This is a genomic window from Acidimicrobiales bacterium, from assembly GCA_035547835.1.
In the GTDB taxonomy this organism is placed as follows: domain Bacteria; phylum Actinomycetota; class Acidimicrobiia; order Acidimicrobiales; family Iamiaceae; genus DASZTW01.
In genome coordinates, this window is sequence record DASZTW010000005.1 from 236,334 (window position 1) to 257,027 (window position 20,694).

A 20,694-nucleotide genomic window follows, 5' to 3' on the forward strand; every position below is an offset into this window, starting at 1 on the left:
CGAAACCGACGGTCGGACACCCTCGGGGAGCCGTTTACGCTACCAGGCATGCCGTTTGGCCCTGTTGCGCCCTCGTTCGACCTGGCCGCGCTCGAGCAGCGAGTGCTCGAGCGCTGGCGCCGCGACGACCTGCCCGCCCGCGTGCAGGACCTGCGCAAGGACGGCACGCCGTGGATCTTCTACGAGGGCCCGCCCACCGCCAACGGCCGACCGGGCCTGCACCACGTGTGGGCACGGGCCTTCAAGGACCTCTTCCCGCGCTTTCAGACCATGCGGGGCCACGCCGTGCCGCGCAAGGGGGGATGGGACTGTCACGGGCTGCCCGTCGAGCTCGAAGTCGAAAAGTCGCTCGGGCTGCACTCCAAGGGTGACATCGAGGCGTACGGCATCGCGGCCTTCAACCAGCGCTGTCGCGACTCGGTGCAGGAGTACGTCAACGACTGGACCTCGCTGACCGAGCGCGCCGGGGTGTGGATCGACACCGCCGACGCGTACTGGACCCTGACCAACGACTACATCGAGTCGGTGTGGTGGCTGGTGCGCCAGATGTGGGACCGCGGTCTGCTGTACGAAGGCCACCGGGTGGTCCCGTACTGCGGGCGGTGCGGCACGGCGCTCAGCTCCCACGAGGTCGCCCAGGGCTATCAGGACGTCGTCGACCCGTCGGTCTACGTGCGATTCCCCCTCACGTCCGTGCCGGCGGCCGCGTCGGCCCTCGAGGGCGCCGACCTGTTGGTGTGGACCACCACGCCCTGGACCCTCGTCTCCAACGTCGCCACAGCGGTCGGCGCCGCCATCACGTACCAGCGGGTGCGGGCCGGCACCGGCGGGCTGCCCGCTGGACATGACCTGGTCGTGGCGGCGACGGCCCGCGGGCGCCGCTGGCCCGAGGCCGAAGTGGTGGCCGAGGTGCAGGGGGCCGACCTCGTCGGCGCCCGCTACGAGCGGCCGTTCGCCCTGCTCGAGCCGCCCACCGGGTCCGGCGACGCCTGGCGGGTGGTGACAGCCGACTTCGTGACCACCGACGACGGGTCCGGCATCGTGCACATGGCGCCCGCGTTCGGCGAAGACGACGCCAAGGTCGGCCGCGCCGAAGGGCTGCCGGTGCTGAACCCCGTGACCGCCCAGGCCACGTTCGACGACTCGGTCCCGCAATGGGCTGGCCGCTTCGTCCGCGACGCCGACGAAGACATCATCGCCGAGCTGCAACGGGCGGGTCGGCTGGTCCTCCGCGTCCCGTACGAGCACAGCTACCCGCACTGCTGGCGGTGCGGCACGCCCCTCATCTACTGGGCCAAGACCTCGTGGTTCGCCCGCACATCCGATCGGCGCAACGACCTGCTCGCCCAAAACGAGCGCATCGGCTGGCACCCCGCCCACATCAAGCACGGCCGGTTCGGCAACTGGCTGGAGAACAACGTCGACTGGGCCTTGTCGCGCGACCGGTACTGGGGCACGCCGCTGCCGATCTGGCGCTGCACGGAAGACCACGACACTTGCGTCGGCTCGGTGGCCGAGCTGGCCGAGCGGGCCGGCCGCGATCTCAGCGACCTCGATCTGCACCGCCCGTACCTCGACGAGGTGACGTTCCCGTGCGGAGCCGAGGGCTGCGACGCCACCGCTTCCCGCCTGGCACCCGTGCTCGACGCCTGGTTCGACTCGGGCTCGATGCCCTCCGCCCAACGGCACCATCCCTTCGAGGGCGCCGCCACGTTCGACCAGAACTTCCCCGCCGACTTCATCTGCGAGGCCATCGATCAGACCCGCGGCTGGTTCTACTCCCTCCTCGCCGTGAACACGCTGGTGTTCGGGCAGACGCCGTACCGCAACGTGGTCTGCCTCGGCCTGCTGGTCGACGCCGACGGCCTCAAGATGTCGAAGTCCCGAGGCAACATCGTCGACCCGTGGACCGTCTTCGAACACCACGGCGCCGACGCGCTGCGCTGGTACTTCTTCTCAGCCGGTCAGCCGTGGGCACAGCGCCGCGTCATGGAGGACGCGATCCGCGAGAGCGCCCGCCGCACGCTGCTGACGTTGTGGAACTGCTTCAGCTTCTTCGCCACCTACGCCGACCTCGATGGCTGGGAGCCCGACAGCGCCGCGCCACCGCCGAGCCACCAGCTCGACCGCTGGATCCTGTCGGAGCTCGACGAGACCATCGCGGTGATGACCGACGCGCTCGAGGACTTCGACGCGCTGACGGCCGCCGACCGCCTCGCACGGCTCGTCGACGACCTGTCGAACTGGTACGTCCGGCGGAACCGCCCGCGGTTCTGGAAGTCGGCCGACCCGAGCGCACACGCCACGCTGTACCGCTGCCTGGTCGCGATCTCCCGGCTGCTGGCACCGTTTTGCCCGTTCCTCGCTGACGAGCTCCACATGGTGCTCACCGAGCCCACCGCCGATGGTCCAACGTCCGTCCACATGGCCGACTGGCCCACGCAGAGCGGGTGGCACGACCCTGCCCTGGCCGCCGAGGTCGCAGCCAGCCGACGGCTCGTCGCGCTGGGTCGTGCGGCTCGCACCGACGCTGCCGTGAAAGTCCGCCAGCCGCTGCGCCGCGCGCTGGTGCTGCACCCGGGCGTCGAGCTCGACGACGGGACCCGCGCCGAGATCGCCGGTGAGCTCAACGTCAAGGTGCTCGAGGATGTCGACACGCTGTCGGGGCTGCTCACGTGGACCGTCACGCCAAACTTCCGGGTGCTCGGGCCCCGGCTCGGTCCCCGCATCGGCGAGATGAAGGCGGCGCTGGCGGCGGCCGACGGCACGGCGCTCCAGCGCCAACTCGAGGCCGACGGCTTCATCGAGGTCCTCGGCGAGCGGCTCGGTCCCGACGATGTCGAGACCCGCGCCAGCCGTCATGAGTCGTTCGCGCTGGCAGAGGACGCCGGGTGGGCGGTCGCACTCGACCTCGAGCTCGACGACGAGCTCCGGCTCGAGGGCCGCGCCCGTGAGTTGGTGCGCGCCGTCAACGACCTCCGCAAGGAGCAGGGCTTCGCGATCGCCGACCGGGTCGACGTCGCCATCGCGGGCGCTGACGATCTGATCGAGGCGTACGGCGACTGGATCGCCGGCGAAGTGCTCGCCGCGTCGCTGCGGCGAGATCCGGCCACCGTGGGATCGACGCTGCGCCTCGGCGATGACGACGCCGTCACCGTCGGCCTCACCTTGGCGCGCTGACCGAGCGGGCTGAACCGCGGGCCGGTGCCGTGACCGGCCCGACGGCAAGCCTGCAGGCGGCTACCGCTTGCGGGGGGTGCGGCTGCCGGACGCCTTCTTTGCTGGCGCCTTCTTGGCGGTCGACTTCTTGGCCGGGGCCTGCTTTCCCGCAGCCTTCTTTGCCGTGGCGCGCGCCGGTGCCGCCTTCTTCGCTGGCGCCGCGGCGCGCTTGGCCGGGGCGGCCTTGTTGGCCGGGGCCTGCTTGGCCGCTGCCTTGCGGGCCGGGGTCTTGGCCGGCGTGGCCTTCTTGGCCGGCGTCCGCGACGCCGCTGTCTTCTTCGCGGCACCGGTCTTCTTCGCGGCACCGGTCTTCTTCGTGGCGGTGGCCTTCCTCGCCGGCGCCGCCTTCTTGGCGGTCACCTTCGTGGCGGCGGCCTTGCGCGCCGGCGCCGTGGATGCCGCGGCCCTTCCGGCGCCCGCGCGCCCGAGCCGCCGGTCGATGGCGGTGAGGACCGTGGCGCGCTTCGCACCCCGAGCCTCGTGTGCTCGCACTTCAGCGAGCTCATCGGGCTCCAAGTCACCCAGCAGCGGGATCACTTCGGCGGCGGTGAGCTGGTCGTAGTCGTCGATCGGGAATGGAAGATCGTCGTCGGCCCCAACTGCAGCGGGCTCCCACTCGTCGTGGACCTCCCACTCGTCGTCGCCCATCTTCCACTGGCCAGCGGGCACCGCACTGCCGCTGGCCGCGAACTCCTCGCGGAGGTCGGCCAACGTGTCGAGGATCACGGCCCGATTCTTCGTGGAGCGCTCCCGCTCCTCGACGACCGGCAGTTCCTCCGGGTAGAGCTGCGGCAACAGCGGGAGGATCTCCTCGACGTTGAGATCGTTGTACTCGGCGATCGGGAAGTAGTCGTCGGCCGCCCAGTCCTCGTCGCTGACCCACTCCCCCTCGCCGGCCGCGGCCGCAGGAGGGGCGGCCGCCGCGAGGTGGTCGTGGTCGTGCGCGGCTTCCGCGAGATGGGTCTCGGGTACCTCGGGCGCCCAGTCCTCTTGGGTGGGGGCCGCGGCGCCGCCAGCCAGCTCCTCGTCGACCGAGGCGTGCGCGGCCGCATGCGGCTCGGCCGCTTCGTGCTCGGCCGTGTCGTGGTCGGCGACCGCCACGGCACCGGGCCGATCGTCGACCGCACCGAGCGAGGCGGCCGAGTCGGCGTCACCATGGGACGACAGCGCCGCCGGGGCTCCCGCAGCTGCGCCGGCGATCGCCGGCTCGAAGCCGCTCCCGATGTCGGACGGGCGGTCGCGTGCTGCGGACGGCCGCTTGCGGTCGAGCAGCACGGAGATCACCAAGACCGCGCCCGCGGCCACCGCGACGATGATCGCGGCATAGATGAGCCCGAGCCCGCTCGAGACCGCGAAGCCCAACACCAACAGGATGAGGGCGACGACGACCAACACGATGCTCAACAAGAACAACACTTCTGCCTCCGGTGCGGGTGGGGGTCAGACCAGCGGAACTCAGCGCCGCCGGCCGAAGCGCGGGCGACGCCCACCGTCATCGCCCGCTGCACCAGCTTCACTGGATCGTGGCCCTAGAGGTTCCTCGTCAGCCATGGCTCGACGCAACTCGGCCAAGAACGCGTCATCGCTCTCATCGGCCTCGAAACGGGCCGCAGAGACGGGTTGGGTGCGCGGACCCGGGTCGGCAGGCGCCGCGCCCGCCGCCGGGGTCGCGCCTTTGAAGGTGACCTCACCGCTCGGCGGGCCTTGCTGGCCCGAGCCGGCCGGGCCAGGAGCAGGGCGGCGGGGCTGGCGGGCAGGCGGCGCTGCTGCGGGGCGCGGCGCGGGCGCCGGGCGATTCTCCGGCGCGGGCCGCGCCGCGGGAAGCTCGTTCGCGCGTGGGGCGGACACGCCCGACAGCGGCGGGATCGGCTCGACACGGAAGCTGCCAGGGTCGTCGAGCAGCCGCTGGAGCTCCTGCAACGTGGACCTCAGCTGGAGCCGCTGTTCCTCGAGATGGCGCTCGAGCACGGTGACGTCGCCACGGAAGGACTCGCGGATGCCCTCGAGCTCGGCGATCTCGGCCAGCAGCTTCGAACGGGCTTCGTCGGACTTGCGGCGGGCTTCGGCCTCGGCATCGGCGATGCGGCGCTGGGCACGTTCGTCGGCCTCGCCGGTGATCTTCATGGCTTGCTCGCGCGCTTCACGGATCGCGGCGTCCGCGGTGCGCTGGGCGAGCACGAGCGTGCGGCGAAGCTCCTCGTTGAGATCCTCGGTCTCACGGCTGCTGACCGCGGGCGGCTCGGCAACCGGCGCCGCTGCCGGCACGGCGGCCGGCGCGGGCTGCGTGGACTGGGCACGGGCAGCGTGACGCTTCGCTTCCTCGGCCTCACGCTGCGCGGCCTGCACACGGGCGTCGGCGCCACGAGCACGTTCGACCGCCTCGCCGAGTTGCGCCTGCAACTGACCCACCGCCACCGCCACCCGCTCGAGGAAGTCGTCGACCTCGTCGCGGTCGTAGCCCCGGTAGGCGACCCGGAAGTCGACCTCGTCGGTGAGCAGTTTTGGCGTGAGTTCCATGGGTGGCGATGCTAGTCGGCAGCGTCGGCAGGCTCAGGATTGCGAGCGCGAGCCGACCAGGGGGTCAACCGCCGAGCAGGCGGGCCAGGATGTAGCAGCCGACCATGGCGATCGTGGGCGACCAGTCGATCCGACCAGAGGCGGGAAGCGCACGACGGATCGGGCTCAGCACCGGATCCGTGATCTTGGCGAGCGCTCGCTCGACCTGCTGGAGGGGCTGGCTCCGGGAGTAAGCGGTCGCCCAGCTCAGCGCCACGCGGATGAACAACACGAACGCGTAGGCGTAGAGCAGATCGATGACGAGCGTTCGCACGGGGTCAGCGTAGGTTGCGCCGGGATCGGTCGAGCCGCAGGTGTCAGCGGTCGAAACCGCGCTCTTCGAGGCGTCGCCGTTCCTCGGCCGGCACCTCGACGTTGACGGGGGTCAGCAGGTACACCTGGTTGGCGACCTTCTCCATGTGGCCGCCGAGCCCGTAGCAAAGGCCGCTGCCGAAGTCGATCAGACGACGCGAGAGCTCGCGGTCGGCTCCTTGGAGGTTGACGATCACCGGCTGGTTGCCCTTGAACTTGTCGGCCACTTCTTGCGCCTGGTTGAACGAGGTGGGCACCACCACCACGGGCTTGGCGCTCGACGGCGCAGGCAAGGGCCGCACCACCTGGGGGCGCGGCCGTGGCTGGGGCTGCAGCTGGCCCGAAGGCTGCACGGTGACGACCGACGGCGTGTCGCGCACGCCACCCGTGGGGTTGATGGGCCGCACGGCGCCGATCGACGACGGCTCGTCGGGCGGGTACGACGACGGCGAGTACCGCCCGCCGAGCCCCGCCGAGTCGTTGTCGTAGCCGCGACTGGCCGGCGGCTCGTAGCCGGGTTCGTAGTCGTCGTATTCCTCGTCGGGGCCGAGCCCCAGGTAGAGCATGGCCTTACGCCACATGGTCGCCATGGTTCCTCCTGACCCGAGAGCCTCAGTCTCGCACGTAGGACGTCGTGGTACGGCGACCCATCAGCGCGGTGCCCACACGCACGATGGTGGCGCCCTCCGCCACTGCGACCTCGAGGTCGCCCGACATGCCCATCGAGCAGTCGACCAACCCGAGTCGATCGGCCAACCGTCGCAACGTGCGAAAGCCGTCGCGGGCCGCTTCGGGGGCACCGGTCGCCCCGACGGTCATCAGGCCACGCACCGCCAGCCCGAGGTCACGCAACGCGGCGACGAGGTCGGGGGCCGCGTCGGGCAGGCAGCCGCCCTTTTGCGGCTCGCCGCTGACGTTGACCTGGGCGAACACCGTCGCACCGGGCGCGTGGCGCGCAATGGCGGTACCGAGCTCGACGCGGTCGACCGTCTCCCACACGTCGACCACCGGTGCCAGCTTCGCCACCTTGTTGCGTTGCAACTGGCCGATGAAGTGCCAGCGAACCCGGGCGGCCGCTGCACCGAGCTGCTCGTGCTTGGACAGCAGCTCCTGCGCGTAGTTCTCGCCGAGATCTTCCAGCCCCGCCTCCAACGCCAACGCGGCGAGGCCGACGGGGAGCCCTTTGGTGACGGCGACGAGCGTGATCGCAGCCGGGTCGCCGCCCGCAGCGGCGATCCGTTCGCGCACGCGCGCCGCGCGCGCCTGCAGCTCCGCCACGTCGCGAGGCGGCGCCGCGGGGATGGGGTCGCCGGCCACGGTGATCACGGCTCCAGCCACGCGACGGTGGCCTGGCGGGACGCGTCGCGACGAGCGCGGTGGGACCAGTGGACGGGGCTGCACGCCGTGCACGTCCCGGCGTCGTCGACACGGCTCACCCCCCGCCGGGCCAGCGCCGCCTGCACCCCGGCCGGCAGATCCAGCGCGGGCGTGCCCCACGACGTGGTCGAGCGCACGTCGGGCCCCACTGCCGCGACGACATCGGCGAGCTCGGCGGTTCCGAACTCGTAGCACCGTGGGCGGATGCAGGGTCCGATGGCCGCCGCGAGCGCGGCGGGATCGGCGCCGAGGTCGATCATGGTGTCGACCATGCGGTCGAGGATCCCGGCCGCGAGCCCGCGCCAACCGGCATGGGCGACACCGACGACACCGGGTGCCGACATGACCACCGGCGCGCAGTCCGCGGTGTGGATGGCAAGCGGCGCCCCCGCCACGCGGGTGACCGCCGCGTCAGCTGCGACCCCGGCGTGCTGGCCGGGCCTGGTGACGACCACCACCTGCGCACCGTGCACTTGGCGCAGCCAGGTCCACGGTGCGTCGACCACCCGGGCGCGGCGCGGTGCGAGCACCTCATCGTCGAGATCGACCGCCAGGTCGCCATGGCTGCGATCCGTGAAGCGGACGGGCAACGAGCGCGGTCCTCTACTTCAAGAAGGAGGGGACGTCGAACTCATCGTCGTCACCGAGGTCGCCCTCGTCGTCGTCGGGGCCGAACAGGTCCGCAGCGCGGTTCGAACGGGGCTCGGCGGTGGCCGGCGGCGCGCCCTTCTTGTCGTCCCACCGGTCGAATCCGGCGGCGATGACGGTAACTCGCACCTCGTCGCCCATCTCGTCGTCGATGACGGCGCCGAAGATGATGTTGGCGTCAGGATGGGCGACGCTGTGGATCACTTCGGCTGCTTCGTTCACCTCGAACAGGCCGAGGTCGGAACCGCCCGAGATCGACAGCAGGATCCCGCGAGCGCCTTCGATCGAGGCTTCGAGCAGCGGGCTGGAGATGGCGTTGCGGGCCGCTTGGAGTGCCCGACCGTCGCCGCTGCCGTGGCCAATGCCCATGAGCGCCGAACCTGCGTTGCTCATGATCATCTTGACGTCGGCGAAGTCGGTGTTGATCAGGCCCGGCGTGGTGATCAGGTCGGTGATGCCGGACACGCCCTGAAGGAGGACCTCGTCGGCCATCTTGAAGGCATTGATCACCGACGTCTTCTCGTTGGAGACGGTGAGCAACCGATCGTTGGGGATGACGATCTGGGTGTCGACCTTCTCCTTCAGCTTCTGGATGCCGGTCTCGGCCTGGACGGCGCGGCGCCGGCCCTCGAAGGCGAACGGCCGGGTCACGACGCCGATCGTGAGCGCGCCGAGGTTCTTGGCGATCTCGGCGATGACCGGCGCACCGCCGGTGCCGGTACCGCCACCCTTGCCGGCGGTGATGAACACCATGTCGGCCCCCTTGAGGACCTCTTCGATCTCTTCGCGGTGGGCCTCGGCGGCCTGCGCCCCGACTTCGGGGTCGCTGCCGGCACCCAACCCGCGGGTGAGCTCGCGGCCGATGTCGAGCTTGACGTCGGCGTCGCTCATGAGCAGCGCCTGGGCGTCGGTGTTGACCGCGATGAACTCCACGCCCTTCAGGCCGGCGTCGATCATGCGGTTCACCGCGTTGACGCCGCCGCCACCGATCCCGACGACTTTGATCACCGCCAGGTAGTTCTGCAGGTTGCTAGCCATCTTCAGGCGACCTCCGGCTGCATTCGATAACGCTAGAACGGCCGAGGCCGCGCCTCGACGAAACCCTCGACTGCTACTTTAGGGTTATGTAAACCTGTTGTATCCGGTTGGACACGCTAGGCGCACCCTTGCTTCGTGGTCAAGGTTGGCGCAGTCGGCACCTGCACATCGATGACCGCGGCGCAGTGGGCAGCCGGTGTCTCGAGCAGCGTGACCGCGGCAACGAGCTTGTCGCGCAACGCCGTCGTGTCCCCCACCCGGATGACCGCGCCCCCCGGCAGGTTCACCACCAACAGCGACCCATCGAGCGACACGGTCGCCGGCGCCTCGCGCAGTTCGGTCGGGAGCGCGTCGGCCAGCCGCAACAACGCGGCCGGAACGGCGAGGGTCGAGCCCGGAGCCACGCGGCTGCCCTGCCACACGACGGTGGCAAGGTCCGATGACGATGATGACCGACGTTCGAGCACGCGGCCGGCGAGGTCGACGACCAGCCACTGCTTCCCGTCGGCGAGCTGCGCGGCGGGCTGGCGCTCCGCAACCTTGATCACGATGGTGCGCGGCCACTTGCGTTGCACGGATGCATCGGCGACCCACGGCAGTTGCTCGATGCGCCGGGCGGCCGCGCCAGTCGACACGTCGAGCATGGGCGCACCGTTGCGGATACCCGACGCGGCCTGGATCGCCGCGGGCCGAACCTGATCGCCTCCGCTGACCCGGACGTGCTGCACGGCCAGCAGCGGTGTGCGCGTGACGCCGTACGCGATGGCCGACAACGCCACGAGCGCCCCGAGCGCAACCACCCGGTGCAGCCGCTTGCGCCCCCGTTCGCGTTGCACCTCGATGCGACGGGCGCGCAGGCGAGGGTCGACCCCGGGTCGACGTGGGGTCGAGCGTGCACGGGGCGGGCTGGCGGTCGGCAATCAGGCCTCGAGGTCAGGTAGAGGTCCGAGCTCGATGAGTCGGTTCTCCGGGTGGAGGACGATGCCGGAGGACTCGTGCACCCGGCGGCGCACCTCGACCAGCAGCGCGAACACGTCGTCGGCGGATCCGCCGGCGTCGGCCTGGATGAAGTTGGCGTGCTTCGGCGACACCTCGGCGCTGCCGATCCGCAAGCCCTTGCAGCCCGCTGCGTCGATCAACCGGCCGGCGGAGTCGCCGGGCGGGTTGGCGAACACCGACCCCGCGTTCTGTCCGCCTGGCTGGTTGGCGCGACGCCAGCGCACGATCTCGCTGATCTCGGCTTCGGATGCCGCTCGGTCGCCGACGACCAGCCGCAACCGGGCGAGGGAGACCACCTGGCTCGCCGTCACCGAGGAGCTGCGGTATCGGAGGGCGAGCGACCCAGCTGACACGAATCCATCCTCGCCGGTCGCGAGGTCGATCACGCGGACCCCCTCGAGGCTGGCTGCCATGTCGGAACCGTGGCCACCCGCGTTCATGCGCACCGCACCACCTATCGAGCCGGGCACACCCACGGCCCACTCGAAGCCGGTCAGCCCCGCCGCGGCGGTCCGGCGGGCCACGACCGGCAGCGACGCTGCTCCCCCGGCATCGACCACCCCGACGCCCTCGCCGTGCGCCACGTCGACATCGATCTCGGCGAACCCGTCACCGAGCAGGACAGCGAGACCCGGAAAGCCTCGGTCCGCGACCAGCAGGTTCGAGCCCTTGCCCACGATCAGGATCGGCACGTCCGAGCCCGCGGTGGCCGACGCCAGCGCGGCCAGCTCGTCGTGATCGTCCACTCGCACCAGACGGGCAGCGGACCCGCCGACCCGGTACGTGGTGCGCGCACCCAGCGGCGCATCGGTCTCGACCTCGCCGCCGAAGCGCGCCCGCAAGCGTGCATCGAGCTCGACCAGCCCCTTCCGATCCCGCAGCCCCTTCCGATCCCGCCGGCTCATTCCTCCGCGCGCTCCCGGAGCCGGGTCATGATCTCGGACGGGTAAGTGGTCACGTCGCCCGCGCCGAGCGTCAGGCACAAGTCCCCCGTTCGCAGGTGACCGGCGAGGTAGTCGACGACGTCGCGCCGCTGGGGCAGGTACACCACGGTCTGGCCAGGTCGCGCCGCGAGGATCGCTTCGACGACGAGGTGGCCCGACACTCCGGGGCGTGGCGTCTCGCCCGCGCCATATACGTCGGTGACCACGACGAGGTCCGCACCCGGGAACGCGTCGCCGAACTCGCGCCACAGGTCTTGCGTGCGGCTGTACCGGTGGGGTTGGAACACCGCCACCACTCGGGTCCACCCGGTACCCTCGACGGCCTCCATCACCGCCCGCACCTTGCCGGGGTTGTGGGCGTAGTCATCGACGAACGTGACGCCGCCGACCTCGCCACGGAACTGGAACCTCCGGGCGACGCCACCGAATCGACCCAGCGCGCGGGCCACGCGGTCGAAGTCGGCGCCGAGCTCCATCGCCATGGCGAGCGCCGCGGTGGCGTTGCGAAGATTGTGCAGGCCCGGCACCGGGAGCGTGAGCCTCCCGAGCACTTCGCCCCGACGCACGATCGTGCCGGTCGCGCCCACTTGGCGGATCGTCGGCTCCGCGATCCAGTAGTCGGCACCAGCCGCGGTTCCGTACGTGATCGCTCCAGTCACCCGGGCCAGCTCGGCGCCGTTGGGCTCGTCGATCCCGACCACCTGCACACCGGGCGCCTGGCGCACGAACTGCTCGAACGCCTTCTTGACGTGCGCGAGGTCGCCGTAGTGGTCGAGGTGGTCGGCCTCCACGTTGGTGACGACCACCGAATCGGCGGGCAGTTCGAGGAAGGTGCCGTCGCTCTCGTCGGCTTCCACCACGAACAGCTCGCCGTCCGTCCACACCGCCCCACTGCCGATCTCGTTGAGATCGCCGCCGATGATGAACGATGGCGCCAGCGCGGATCCGACCAGCGCCAGGGCGAGCATCGATGAGGTCGTGGTCTTGCCGTGCGTGCCCGACACTGCGACCGTGCGCCGGGTCGCTGCGATCGCCGCCAGGATCTCGGCGCGTCGCAGGACGGGAATCCCGCGCTCGCGCGCCGCGCGGACCTCGGGGTTGTCCTCGGGAACCGCCGTGGACACTGCGACCACGTCGGGCGCGCCGAGGTGTGCTGCGTCGTGGCCGACATGGACGACCCCGCCTTGGGCGCGCAGCCGGGTGAGCCCGTTGGACTCCTTGAGATCGGTGCCGGTGACCGAGTGGCCCATGGCGAGCAGGACCGACGCGATGGCGTTCATCCCCGCGCCGCCCGCGCCGATGACGTGCACGGTGATCGGCGGCCCTGCGAGATCGAGGAGAGGGGCGCCACCCGGGCGAATCGCGGATCGTGCGTCGTCAGCCATGCACCACATCTTCGATCACCGCCGCGACCTTGTCGGCTGCGTCGATGCTCGCGGCGGTCCGCATCGCCTTGCGCATGCGGACGAGGCGGTCGGGATCGGCGAGCAGGGTGGCGAGCTCGGCTTCGAGGCGATCCCCATCGAGGTCGGCGTCGGGCACCACGACGGCCCCACCGGTGGCCGCCACCGCCTCGGCGTTGGCGGTCTGGTGATCACGCGTGGCGATCGGCAGCGGCACGAGGATCGCCGGCAGCCCTGCGGCCATCAACTCGAAGACCGTGCCACCGGCGCGGGTGACCACCAGATCGGCGGCGTCGAGGAGCAACTCGACACGATCCTCGTACTCGACCACCTGGTACACCATGCCGCTGGACGGAGGGTGGGGAGCCGTCTGCAGGTACGTCGCAAAATCGCGCCGTCCGATGACATGGCGCACGGCGAGGTCGGAACGGTCCGCCCATCGCTCCACCACCTCCCGCACCGCTTCGTTGATCCGCCGAGACCCGAGCGACCCGGAGAACACCCCGATCACCGTGCGGTCCGCGGGCAGCCCCAACGCCAGTCGAGCGGCTGCGGGCTCGGGGTGCTCGGCCATGTGCCGGATCTCGGGCCGGAGCGGGTTGCCGGTCACCGTCGCTCGCGGCAGGTCCGTGCCCTCGAACGACACGGCCGCTGCCGTGGTGAACCATCGCAGCAGCCGGTTCACGGCGCCGGCCTTCTTGTTCTGCTCCAGCGAGACGATCGGCACGCGCCACAGAACGGCACCGATGCCGCACGCCGCCGACGCGTAACCCCCGAGCACCACGACGACCGCGGGTCGACGTCGGCGGACGACCATGATGCCGCGGAACAGCGCCTGGACCAGATCGGCGACCGCGCGGACGTTGGCCCACGTCAGACGACGCTGGATCCCGCGTCCGGGGAGAACCTCGACGGTGAAGCCCGCCTTCGGGACGAGGTCGGACTCGGGGCCCCGGACCGCGCCGACGAAGTGGATCGTGGCGCGATCACGGCCCCCCTCGACGAGGGCCTGCGCCACTGCCAGACCTGGCAGGAGGTGCCCGGCGGTGCCGCCGCCCGCGATCAGGACCCCGCCGGGGCCCCCGGTGCTCACCGCAGTCGGGCGCCGAGCAGCCGACCCCCGCCGGCGCCGGCGGGTACGGGCCGGCGTGCGCCGGCGCGGGCGCGAGTCGACGCCCCGCGCGGCGCACGCGCGCGTGTGCGGGCATGGGCAGGCTCGGGGTGGCGGGCGACGTTCAACAGGAGACCGGTCGCGGCCATCGTGAACAAGACGGACGAACCACCGAACGACAAGAACGGCAGCGGCACGCCGGTGATCGGCAGGATGCCGATCACCGCGCCGATGTTCACGAAGGCCTGCAACGTGATCCACGTCGTCACGCCCACCGCCAGCAGCATCGAGAATCGATCGTTGGTGCGGACCGCGGCGCGCACGCCGAGAAAGGCCAGCGCGACGAACAGGATCACCACGAGCGCCGCGCCCAACAACCCGAGCTCCTCGCCGACGATCGCGAAGATGAAGTCGGTGTGGGCATACGGCAAGAAGCCCCACTTGGCCCGCGACGCCCCGAGGCCCAGCCCGAGGAAGCCACCATCGGCGAGCCCGACCTGCGACTGGATGAGCTGGTAGCCGGTGTTGGCCGGATCCGCCCACGGGTGCAGGAACGCCAACACCCGGGCCCGGCGGTACGGGGCCGCCAGCGCGAGCAGCACCGCGGCGGCCAGCCCGACCGTCCCCCAACCCATCAGCTCCCGGCCGGGTGCGCCGGCGACGAACAACATCACCATCACGATCGACACGAGGATGATCGTGGTGCCGAGGTTCGGCTGCAGCATCAACAGCACCGCGAAGAGACCGGCCACGGCCATCACAGGCCGAATCGAGAATCGCGGGTCGTGCACGCGATCGGCGCGCCGGGCGAGCAGATCAGCCACGAACACCAGCACCGCCAACTTGGCGAACTCGGCCGGCTGGATCGACAGCGACCCGAAGCCGAGCCAGCGGGTAGAACCGTTGGCGCTCACGCCCAGGCCCGGCACCAACACCAAGAACAACATCCCGGCCGCCGCGAACAACGCCAGCGGGCCGATCCGGCGGATGACCCGCAGGTCGCACGCCATGCACACCAACAGCGCCCCGGCGCCGACGGTGACCCACATCGCCTGCTTGATGAAGTACGTCCACGACGAACCCGTCGTGTCGAGCGACATCACCGACGACGCGGACAGCACCATCACGAGCCCGACGAGGCACAACACGACGACCACCAAGGCCAGCAGCCAAAAGCCGTTGCTCGGCGAGGCGGCGGCGCGGCTCGACGAGCCAGCGGCGCGGGTCGGACGCGCCGCGCGGGCGGTCGGGCGCACCGGAGGGGACGACGGGCGCGACTTGGTGCCAGCGGCACCCTTGCCAGAGCGAGGTCCGGCGGGTCGGGTTCCGGTTCGAGTGCTCATCTGGCCCCCAGGAGCTCGGTTACGGCACGGATGAAGTCGTCGCCTCGTTCGCGGTACGAGCCGTACCAGTCGAACGATGCGCATCCGGGTGACAACAACACGGCATCGCCGGGACCGGCGAGGTCACGCGCCGCCGCGACGGCCTCGTCCATGGACCCGGCCTGCACCACCGGTGCGTGGCCCGCCAGCGCGGCAGTCACATCGGCGGCGGCCTCCCCGATCGCGACGACGCCACGCAGGCGGTCCGCTGCTCGGCCCAACGTGGCGAGGTCGAGGCCCTTGTTCCGGCCTCCTGCGATCAGCACCACCCGATCGAAGGCGGCGATCGCTGCGAGGGTGGCGTGCGGCGCGGTGGCCTTCGAGTCGTCGTACCAGCGGACCCCACCCGACTCGGCCACGAAACTGACCCGGTGAGGGAGACCTTGGAAGGCAACGGCTGCTGCCTCCGCACCGGCAAGCGTGGCCCCGCCCCCGACCGCAGTGGCGGCCGCCGCCAGGAAGTTGGACAAGTCGTGGGGAAACGTCCGCCACAGGTCGGCCGTGCGAACCCACGGTGTTCCGTCCGGCGTGCAGAGGTCGGACCCGGCCACGTGCCAGTCCGCACCCGGGCCGAGTCCGAACGTCTCGACCCGGGGGGCGACCTTCGCGTGGGCCACCACGACGGGATCATCGGCGTTGGCGACAGCCAGGCCATCCGTCGCGACCGCCTCGAACACCTTGGCCTTGGCAGCCTCGTAGCGGGCGAGGTTGGCGTGCGCATCTTGGTGGTCGGGCGCGAAGTTCAGCCACGTGCCGACCTTGGCCCGGAACGTGTCGATGGCTGCCAGCCGGAACGACGACGCCTCGACCACGAAGACCTCGGGTGACGGGTCGGCGATCGCCGCCACGAGGGGCACTTCGGTGTTGCCCGCCTCGACTGCACGGAGGCCCGATGCCCGCAACATCGCCACGACCAACGACACGACCGTGGTCTTGCCATCCGTCCCGGTGATGGCGAGGAACGGCCGCTGATCCCAGTCCGCGGCCAGGTCGAGCTCGCTGCGCACGGGCACGGCGGCCGCGGCCGCCGCCGCGAACACCGGGTGGTGGTCCGGCACGCCGGGGCTCGGCAACACCAGGTCGGCGCGCCGCACCAGCGCGTCGAGCACCGCGGGATCGGGCGCCTCCACCAAGTCGACGCCGAGCTCGACCGCGGCCGCTCGGGTCGCCGCGGCGGGACGGTCGTCGACCACGGTCACGTCGTGGCCGTGGCGCCGCAACGCTCCGACCAGCGCCTGCCCGGTCACGCCGAGCCCGACGACGAGCGCGGTGCTCACTCGGCGCCCTTGCCGAGCATCGAGAGGTGCGCGTTGAAGTCGGCGTAGTAGATGCCGAGAGCCAACGCCGCGCACAGCCCCGCGAGCATCCAGAACCGGATGATCACCGTCGTCTCCGGCCACCCCCTCAGCTCGAAGTGGTGATGGATCGGGGCCATCCGGAACACCCGGCGGCCGAAGATCCGGAAGCTCGCCACCTGGATGATCACCGACAGCGTCTCCACCACGAACAGCGCGCCGATGATCAACAACAGCAATTGGGTGTTCAACGTGAGCGCCAACCCGGCCAGGCCCGCGCCGATGGCAAGGGCGCCGGTATCGCCCATGAAGATCCGTGCAGGCGCGGCGTTCCACCACAAGAACCCCGCACACGCACCCACCATCGCGGAAGCGACGACGGCCAGATCGAGCGCGTGGGCCACGCTGTAGTTCGGGTGGCGAAACGCCCAGTAGCCGATCACCACGAACACCGCGAACGCATAGAGGCTCGACCCCGCCGCGAGGCCGTCGAGGCCATCGGTGAGGTTCACGGCGTTGGTCGTGCCCACGATGAGCAGTACCGCCCAGATCACCCAGACCGGTTTGCTGAGGTGGAAGCTGCTGAAGTTGTTGTAGCGGGTGAGCGACACCTCGGTGTGGATGGCGGTGAGCTTCACCACGGCGATCGCGAACGCCAGCGCGACCACCAACAAGCCCCCGGCTTTGGCCCGCTTGTTCAGCCCGAGGTTGCGCTCCTGCCACACCTTGATCCAGTCGTCGGCGAGCCCGACCGCCCCACCGGCGATGATCAGCGCCATCACGAGCATCCCGGTGCGGGTGAACAGCAGGCCGTGGCGCACGTGCGCCACGGCGTAGCCGATGGCCGCGGAGCCGACGATCGCGATGCCGCCCATGGTGGGGGTGCCCGCTTTGGTGACGTGGCCTTTCGGGCCCTCCTCGCGGATGGGCTGACCGACTTTCAGGGCAGTGAGCCAACCGATCAGCAGGCGGGTGCCGAGCAGCGACAGGGCGAGCGAGATGGACCCGGCGAGCAGCAGGGCGATCATGGGCGGTTCTCCGTGTGGCGCAGCGCGTCGCGAAGGACCTCACGGTCGTCGAACGGCAGCACGCGCGCGCCGATCGTCTGAGTGGTTTCGTGTCCTTTCCCGGCGATCAGCACGACGTCGCCCGGCTGGGCGCGCGCCACCGCCAACGCGATGGCGGCTGATCGGTCGGGCTCGACGACCAGCTCCAGCGTGTCAGATGCGGAGGTCGCACCCGAACGCACGGCTTCGATGATCGCCAGCGGATCCTCACTGCGGGGGTTGTCCGAGGTGAGAACGACCAGGTCTGCGCCTTGTGCTGCGGCCGCACCCATCTCCGGTCGCTTCGATCGGTCGCGGTCGCCACCCGCCCCGAACACGACCAAGACGTGCCGTTCGCCGGCCAGGCCACGCGCCGACGCCAACGCGCGATGAAGGCCGTCGGGGGTGTGGGCGAAATCGACGATGGCCGTGAACGGCTGGCCTTCGTCGACCAGCTCGAACCGCCCGGGCACCGTGCCGGCGGCAGCCAGACCGGCCACCACGTCGGCCGGGTCCACGCCCAGCTCGACCGCGGCGGTGGCAGCGGCCAGCGCGTTCGACACGTTGAAGTCGCCGGCGAGCGCGAGGCGGACGTCGAGGTCGCGCCAGCGAAAGCTGCTGCCGCGGACGTCGAGCTCCAAGTCGCTGACATCGCCGAGCGAGTACCCGACCGTCGGCACGCGGGCAGCATCGTGGAGCAGGCGCCCCTCGGGGCTGTCGAGGTTGACGACCGCCTTGCGCGCCCGGACCGGCTCGAACAGCAAGGCCTTGGCTCGGAAGTACTCGGCCATGTCGTGGTGGTAGTCGAGGTGGTCGCGCGACAAGTTCGTGAAGACGGCGACGTCGTAACGAACGCCGTCGACCCGGTGCTGCACGAGCGCGTGGCTCGACACTTCCATCGCGACCGTGTCGACTCCGTCGGCCACGAACGTGGCCAGCAGGCGCTGCAGGTCGGTGGCCTCGGGCGTGGTCCTGGCACCGGTGAGTGTGCCGACCGCCCGCGACCGGCGACCTGCTGCGGTGAAGATCGCGTCGAGCAGGTGCACGACGGTGGTCTTGCCGTTCGTGCCGGTGACCCCGACCATGGCCAGCCGGTCGGCGGGCCGCCCGTGGATCGCCGCGGCGACCTCTCCCATGGCGGCGCGGGTCGACGTCACCACGAACTGCGGGACGGCGAGGTCGAGCTCGCGCTCGCACAACAACGCGACCGCACCAGCCTCCACGGCGGCGGGCGCGTACCGGTGGCCGTCATGGGACTGGCCGGTGACACAGCAGAACAAGGTGCCAGGGGCGGCATCGCGCGAATCGTGGTGCGCGTCGCGCACGTCGAGTCCCGCGCCAGTCGATCCGCGCCGTATGGCGCCGTCCCAGCCTGGTGCTGCCTCCATGGCGGCCCAGAGCTCGTCGACCATCATGGTCAACCCCCGTAGGAGGAACGGGTCGTGGCCGTGCGGGGCGCAGCGGTGTTGGAAGCAGGCGCGGAAGTGGACGATGAGGACGAACGGGTGGACGACGTGGGCGCCGTGGTCGAGGACTGAGGCGCGGGGGTGTTGGCGGCACCGGGGCCGACGGCCCGCTCCGACTTGCTCGACGCAGCCGCGTCGGAGCTGAGCGCCGGGATGTCGGCGAACGGGTTGTCGCCCGGGGCCGCCGGCGGGATCCGCAATGTGCGCAACGCCAGTGCACCGAGTCGACTGAACAACGGTGCCGCGACTTCGGCGGCGTAGAAGCCCTTGGTCGGCTCGTCCATCACCACGATGATCGACAGGCGGGGGTTCTCCGCAGGCGCCATGCCCACGAACGTCGACACGTAGTGGTAGCCACTCGCGTCCTTGTAGCCGTCGCCGGGGACGTGGTCGGCGACCGGCTTGCGAGCGGTACCGGTCTTGCCGGCCACCGTGTAGCCGGGGATGGCCGCGTTGGTGCCCGTACCGTGCCGGACCACGTTCACGAGCATGCCGCGCACTTGCCGTGCCGTGGTGGCCGACACGACCCGGTGGCTGGCGGATGCGGGGCGACGATGCTCCACGCCCCGCTGGTCGATGGTCGCGTCGACGAGCCGCGGTGCCACATACACGCCGTTGTTGGCGATCACGTTGTAGGCCTCGAGCATCTGCAGAGCGGTCACGGCGATCCCCTGCCCGATCGGGATCGAGCCGATGGACGACCCGCTCCACTGATCGAGCGGCAACATGATCCCGGCCGCCTCGTTGGGGAAGTCGAGCGCCGTCTTGGTGCCGAACCCGAACTTGTGGAGGTAGTCGTTCACGACGTTGCCGCCGAGCTCGCGGGCGATGCCGATCGTCCCGAGGTTCGACGAGATCGTCAAGATGTCCGACACCGTCTGGTCCGAAGGCTCGGCCTCGGCGTTGGTGAAGCGCGCACCGCCCAGGTAGAGCTCCGACGGCACGTGGAACCAGGTGGACGGCGTCACCTTGTGCTCTTCCAGCGCGGCGGAGACCGTGATGACCTTGTTGACCGAGCCGGGCTCGAAGACCGTGGTGAGCGCCGCGTTGTTCGACGACGCGGTCACTTTGTTCGTGGTGGAGTCGCGCTGCACGTTCGCGATCGCCAAGATGTTGCCTGTCGACGGGTCCGACACGATCGCGATGCCGCCGTGCGATCCAGTCGTCTTCACCTGGTCGGCGAGCAACTGCTCGGTCTGGTACTGCAAGCCGCGATCGAGCGTGAGCACGAGGTCGTCGCCCGGTCGGGCCGGGTCCACCTTGCGGGGCGCCCCGGCGATGGTGCCGGCCTTGGAGTGCTCGTACTCCGCCGAGCCCGGGGTTCCGCGCAACAGCGAGTCGTACTGACGCTCGAGCCCGGCGATCCCCTGGCCATCCACCGTGGTGACACCGAGCACCCCCGAACCGAGGTCGCCCGCAGGGCGGATCCGGTCGTATTCGGGCATCAACGCGATGCCTTGGAGATGCAGATTCGTCACCTTGCGCGCCACGGAGTCGGGCACGGTCCGCGCCAGGTACACGAAACGTCCGGAACGGTGCAGCTCCTGCGCCAGCGCACCCGGATCGAGACCGAGCACGGGTGCCAGCTTCTGGGCAGTGGCGACCGGGTCGTGGATCATGCTCGGGTCCGCGAAGACGGTCTGCTGGGGAACCGACATGGCCAGCTCGACGCCATTGCGATCGAAGATCGTGCCGCGCCCGGCCGGCAGCGATTCGCGGACCACGCGCTGCTCTTCGCCGAGGTGGACGTAGCGTCCGGGTTGCAGCACTTGCACGTCGGCAAGGCGGGCGACCGCTGCGCAGAACAACAAGACGAACACGCCGAACAGGCCCCCCAACCGGCGCCGTGCGACCGCGCGGGACCCTCGGCCCCGCGATGCAGGGCGGCGGGCGGCTCC

The 20,694-nt window shown here is 70.8% G+C and carries 17 protein-coding genes; 1 reads left to right on the forward strand and 16 read right to left on the reverse strand.

What is annotated here, in order from left to right:
- The first annotated feature begins 48 nt into the window (after positions 1-48).
- Positions 49-3,180: an isoleucine--tRNA ligase gene (ileS, locus tag VHA73_03520; protein HVX17079.1), complete on the forward strand. Its 3,132-nt coding sequence runs from the start codon at positions 49-51 to the stop codon at positions 3,178-3,180.
- 60 nt (positions 3,181-3,240) lie between these two features.
- On the opposite strand, the gene VHA73_03525 is transcribed toward ileS, so the two are convergent.
- From VHA73_03525 to VHA73_03600, 16 genes are all read right to left on the reverse strand, one after another.
- Positions 3,241-4,635, reverse strand: a complete 1,395-nt coding sequence (locus VHA73_03525; GenBank protein HVX17080.1) for a hypothetical protein — start codon at positions 4,633-4,635, stop codon at positions 3,241-3,243.
- A 39-nt stretch (positions 4,636-4,674) separates the two neighbouring features.
- The gene (locus VHA73_03530) at positions 4,675-5,736 is read right to left on the reverse strand and encodes a DivIVA domain-containing protein (protein ID HVX17081.1); all 1,062 of its coding nucleotides are present in this window, start codon (positions 5,734-5,736) and stop codon (positions 4,675-4,677) included.
- Between the two features lie 64 nt (positions 5,737-5,800).
- Positions 5,801-6,049, reverse strand: a complete 249-nt coding sequence (locus VHA73_03535; protein ID HVX17082.1) for a YggT family protein — start codon at positions 6,047-6,049, stop codon at positions 5,801-5,803.
- Positions 6,050-6,092: 43 nt separating this feature from the next.
- Entirely contained in the window at positions 6,093-6,677 is a 585-nt protein-coding gene (sepF, locus tag VHA73_03540) for a cell division protein SepF (GenBank protein ID HVX17083.1), read from the reverse strand.
- 22 nt (positions 6,678-6,699) lie between these two features.
- Positions 6,700-7,425 carry a YggS family pyridoxal phosphate-dependent enzyme gene (locus tag VHA73_03545; GenBank protein HVX17084.1) on the reverse strand — a complete coding sequence of 242 codons (726 nt, stop codon included), beginning with the start codon at positions 7,423-7,425 and terminating at the stop codon, positions 6,700-6,702.
- Positions 7,410-8,054: a polyphenol oxidase family protein gene (locus VHA73_03550; GenBank protein ID HVX17085.1), complete on the reverse strand. Its 645-nt coding sequence runs from the start codon at positions 8,052-8,054 to the stop codon at positions 7,410-7,412. The genes VHA73_03545 and VHA73_03550 overlap by 16 nt, the downstream gene beginning before the upstream one ends.
- A 13-nt stretch (positions 8,055-8,067) precedes the next feature.
- Positions 8,068-9,150, reverse strand: coding sequence for a cell division protein FtsZ (gene ftsZ / locus VHA73_03555; protein HVX17086.1), 1,083 nt, complete (start codon positions 9,148-9,150; stop codon positions 8,068-8,070).
- A gap of 116 nt (positions 9,151-9,266) precedes the next feature.
- A complete protein-coding gene (locus tag VHA73_03560) occupies positions 9,267-9,986 on the reverse strand; it encodes an FtsQ-type POTRA domain-containing protein (GenBank protein HVX17087.1) in 720 nt (239 codons plus the stop codon).
- Positions 9,987-10,070: 84 nt separating this feature from the next.
- Positions 10,071-11,054: a UDP-N-acetylmuramate dehydrogenase gene (murB, locus tag VHA73_03565; GenBank protein ID HVX17088.1), complete on the reverse strand. Its 984-nt coding sequence runs from the start codon at positions 11,052-11,054 to the stop codon at positions 10,071-10,073.
- Positions 11,051-12,478, reverse strand: a complete 1,428-nt coding sequence (gene murC / locus VHA73_03570; protein HVX17089.1) for a UDP-N-acetylmuramate--L-alanine ligase — start codon at positions 12,476-12,478, stop codon at positions 11,051-11,053. Before murC ends, murB begins: the two co-directional genes overlap by 4 nt.
- Positions 12,471-13,589: a UDP-N-acetylglucosamine--N-acetylmuramyl-(pentapeptide) pyrophosphoryl-undecaprenol N-acetylglucosamine transferase gene (locus tag VHA73_03575; protein ID HVX17090.1), complete on the reverse strand. Its 1,119-nt coding sequence runs from the start codon at positions 13,587-13,589 to the stop codon at positions 12,471-12,473. The genes murC and VHA73_03575 overlap by 8 nt, the downstream gene beginning before the upstream one ends.
- Positions 13,586-14,863, reverse strand: coding sequence for a putative lipid II flippase FtsW (gene ftsW, locus VHA73_03580; protein HVX17091.1), 1,278 nt, complete (start codon positions 14,861-14,863; stop codon positions 13,586-13,588). Before ftsW ends, VHA73_03575 begins: the two co-directional genes overlap by 4 nt.
- An 83-nt stretch (positions 14,864-14,946) precedes the next feature.
- Positions 14,947-16,266, reverse strand: coding sequence for a UDP-N-acetylmuramoyl-L-alanine--D-glutamate ligase (gene murD, locus VHA73_03585; GenBank protein HVX17092.1), 1,320 nt, complete (start codon positions 16,264-16,266; stop codon positions 14,947-14,949).
- Positions 16,263-17,312, reverse strand: coding sequence for a phospho-N-acetylmuramoyl-pentapeptide-transferase (gene mraY / locus VHA73_03590; protein HVX17093.1), 1,050 nt, complete (start codon positions 17,310-17,312; stop codon positions 16,263-16,265). Before mraY ends, murD begins: the two co-directional genes overlap by 4 nt.
- Entirely contained in the window at positions 17,309-18,742 is a 1,434-nt protein-coding gene (locus VHA73_03595; GenBank protein HVX17094.1) for a UDP-N-acetylmuramoyl-L-alanyl-D-glutamate--2,6-diaminopimelate ligase, read from the reverse strand. Before VHA73_03595 ends, mraY begins: the two co-directional genes overlap by 4 nt.
- A gap of 5 nt (positions 18,743-18,747) precedes the next feature.
- On the reverse strand, positions 18,748-20,616 hold the full coding sequence (locus VHA73_03600; protein ID HVX17095.1) for a penicillin-binding protein 2: 1,869 nt from the start codon (positions 20,614-20,616) through the stop codon (positions 18,748-18,750).
- Positions 20,617-20,694: the final 78 nt, after the last annotated feature.

Coding starts and splice junctions, on each gene's coding strand:
- ftsZ (HVX17086.1), bottom strand. CDS start 9,150: ATGGCTAGCAACCTGCAGAACTACCTGGCGGTGATCAAAGTCGTCGGG.
- murC (HVX17089.1), bottom strand. CDS start 12,478: ATGGCTGACGACGCACGATCCGCGATTCGCCCGGGTGGCGCCCCTCTC.
- sepF (HVX17083.1), bottom strand. CDS start 6,677: ATGGCGACCATGTGGCGTAAGGCCATGCTCTACCTGGGGCTCGGCCCC.
- ileS (HVX17079.1), top strand. CDS start 49: ATGCCGTTTGGCCCTGTTGCGCCCTCGTTCGACCTGGCCGCGCTCGAG.
- VHA73_03595 (HVX17094.1), bottom strand. CDS start 18,742: ATGGTCGACGAGCTCTGGGCCGCCATGGAGGCAGCACCAGGCTGGGAC.
- mraY (HVX17093.1), bottom strand. CDS start 17,312: ATGATCGCCCTGCTGCTCGCCGGGTCCATCTCGCTCGCCCTGTCGCTG.
- VHA73_03530 (HVX17081.1), bottom strand. CDS start 5,736: ATGGAACTCACGCCAAAACTGCTCACCGACGAGGTCGACTTCCGGGTC.
- murB (HVX17088.1), bottom strand. CDS start 11,054: ATGAGCCGGCGGGATCGGAAGGGGCTGCGGGATCGGAAGGGGCTGGTC.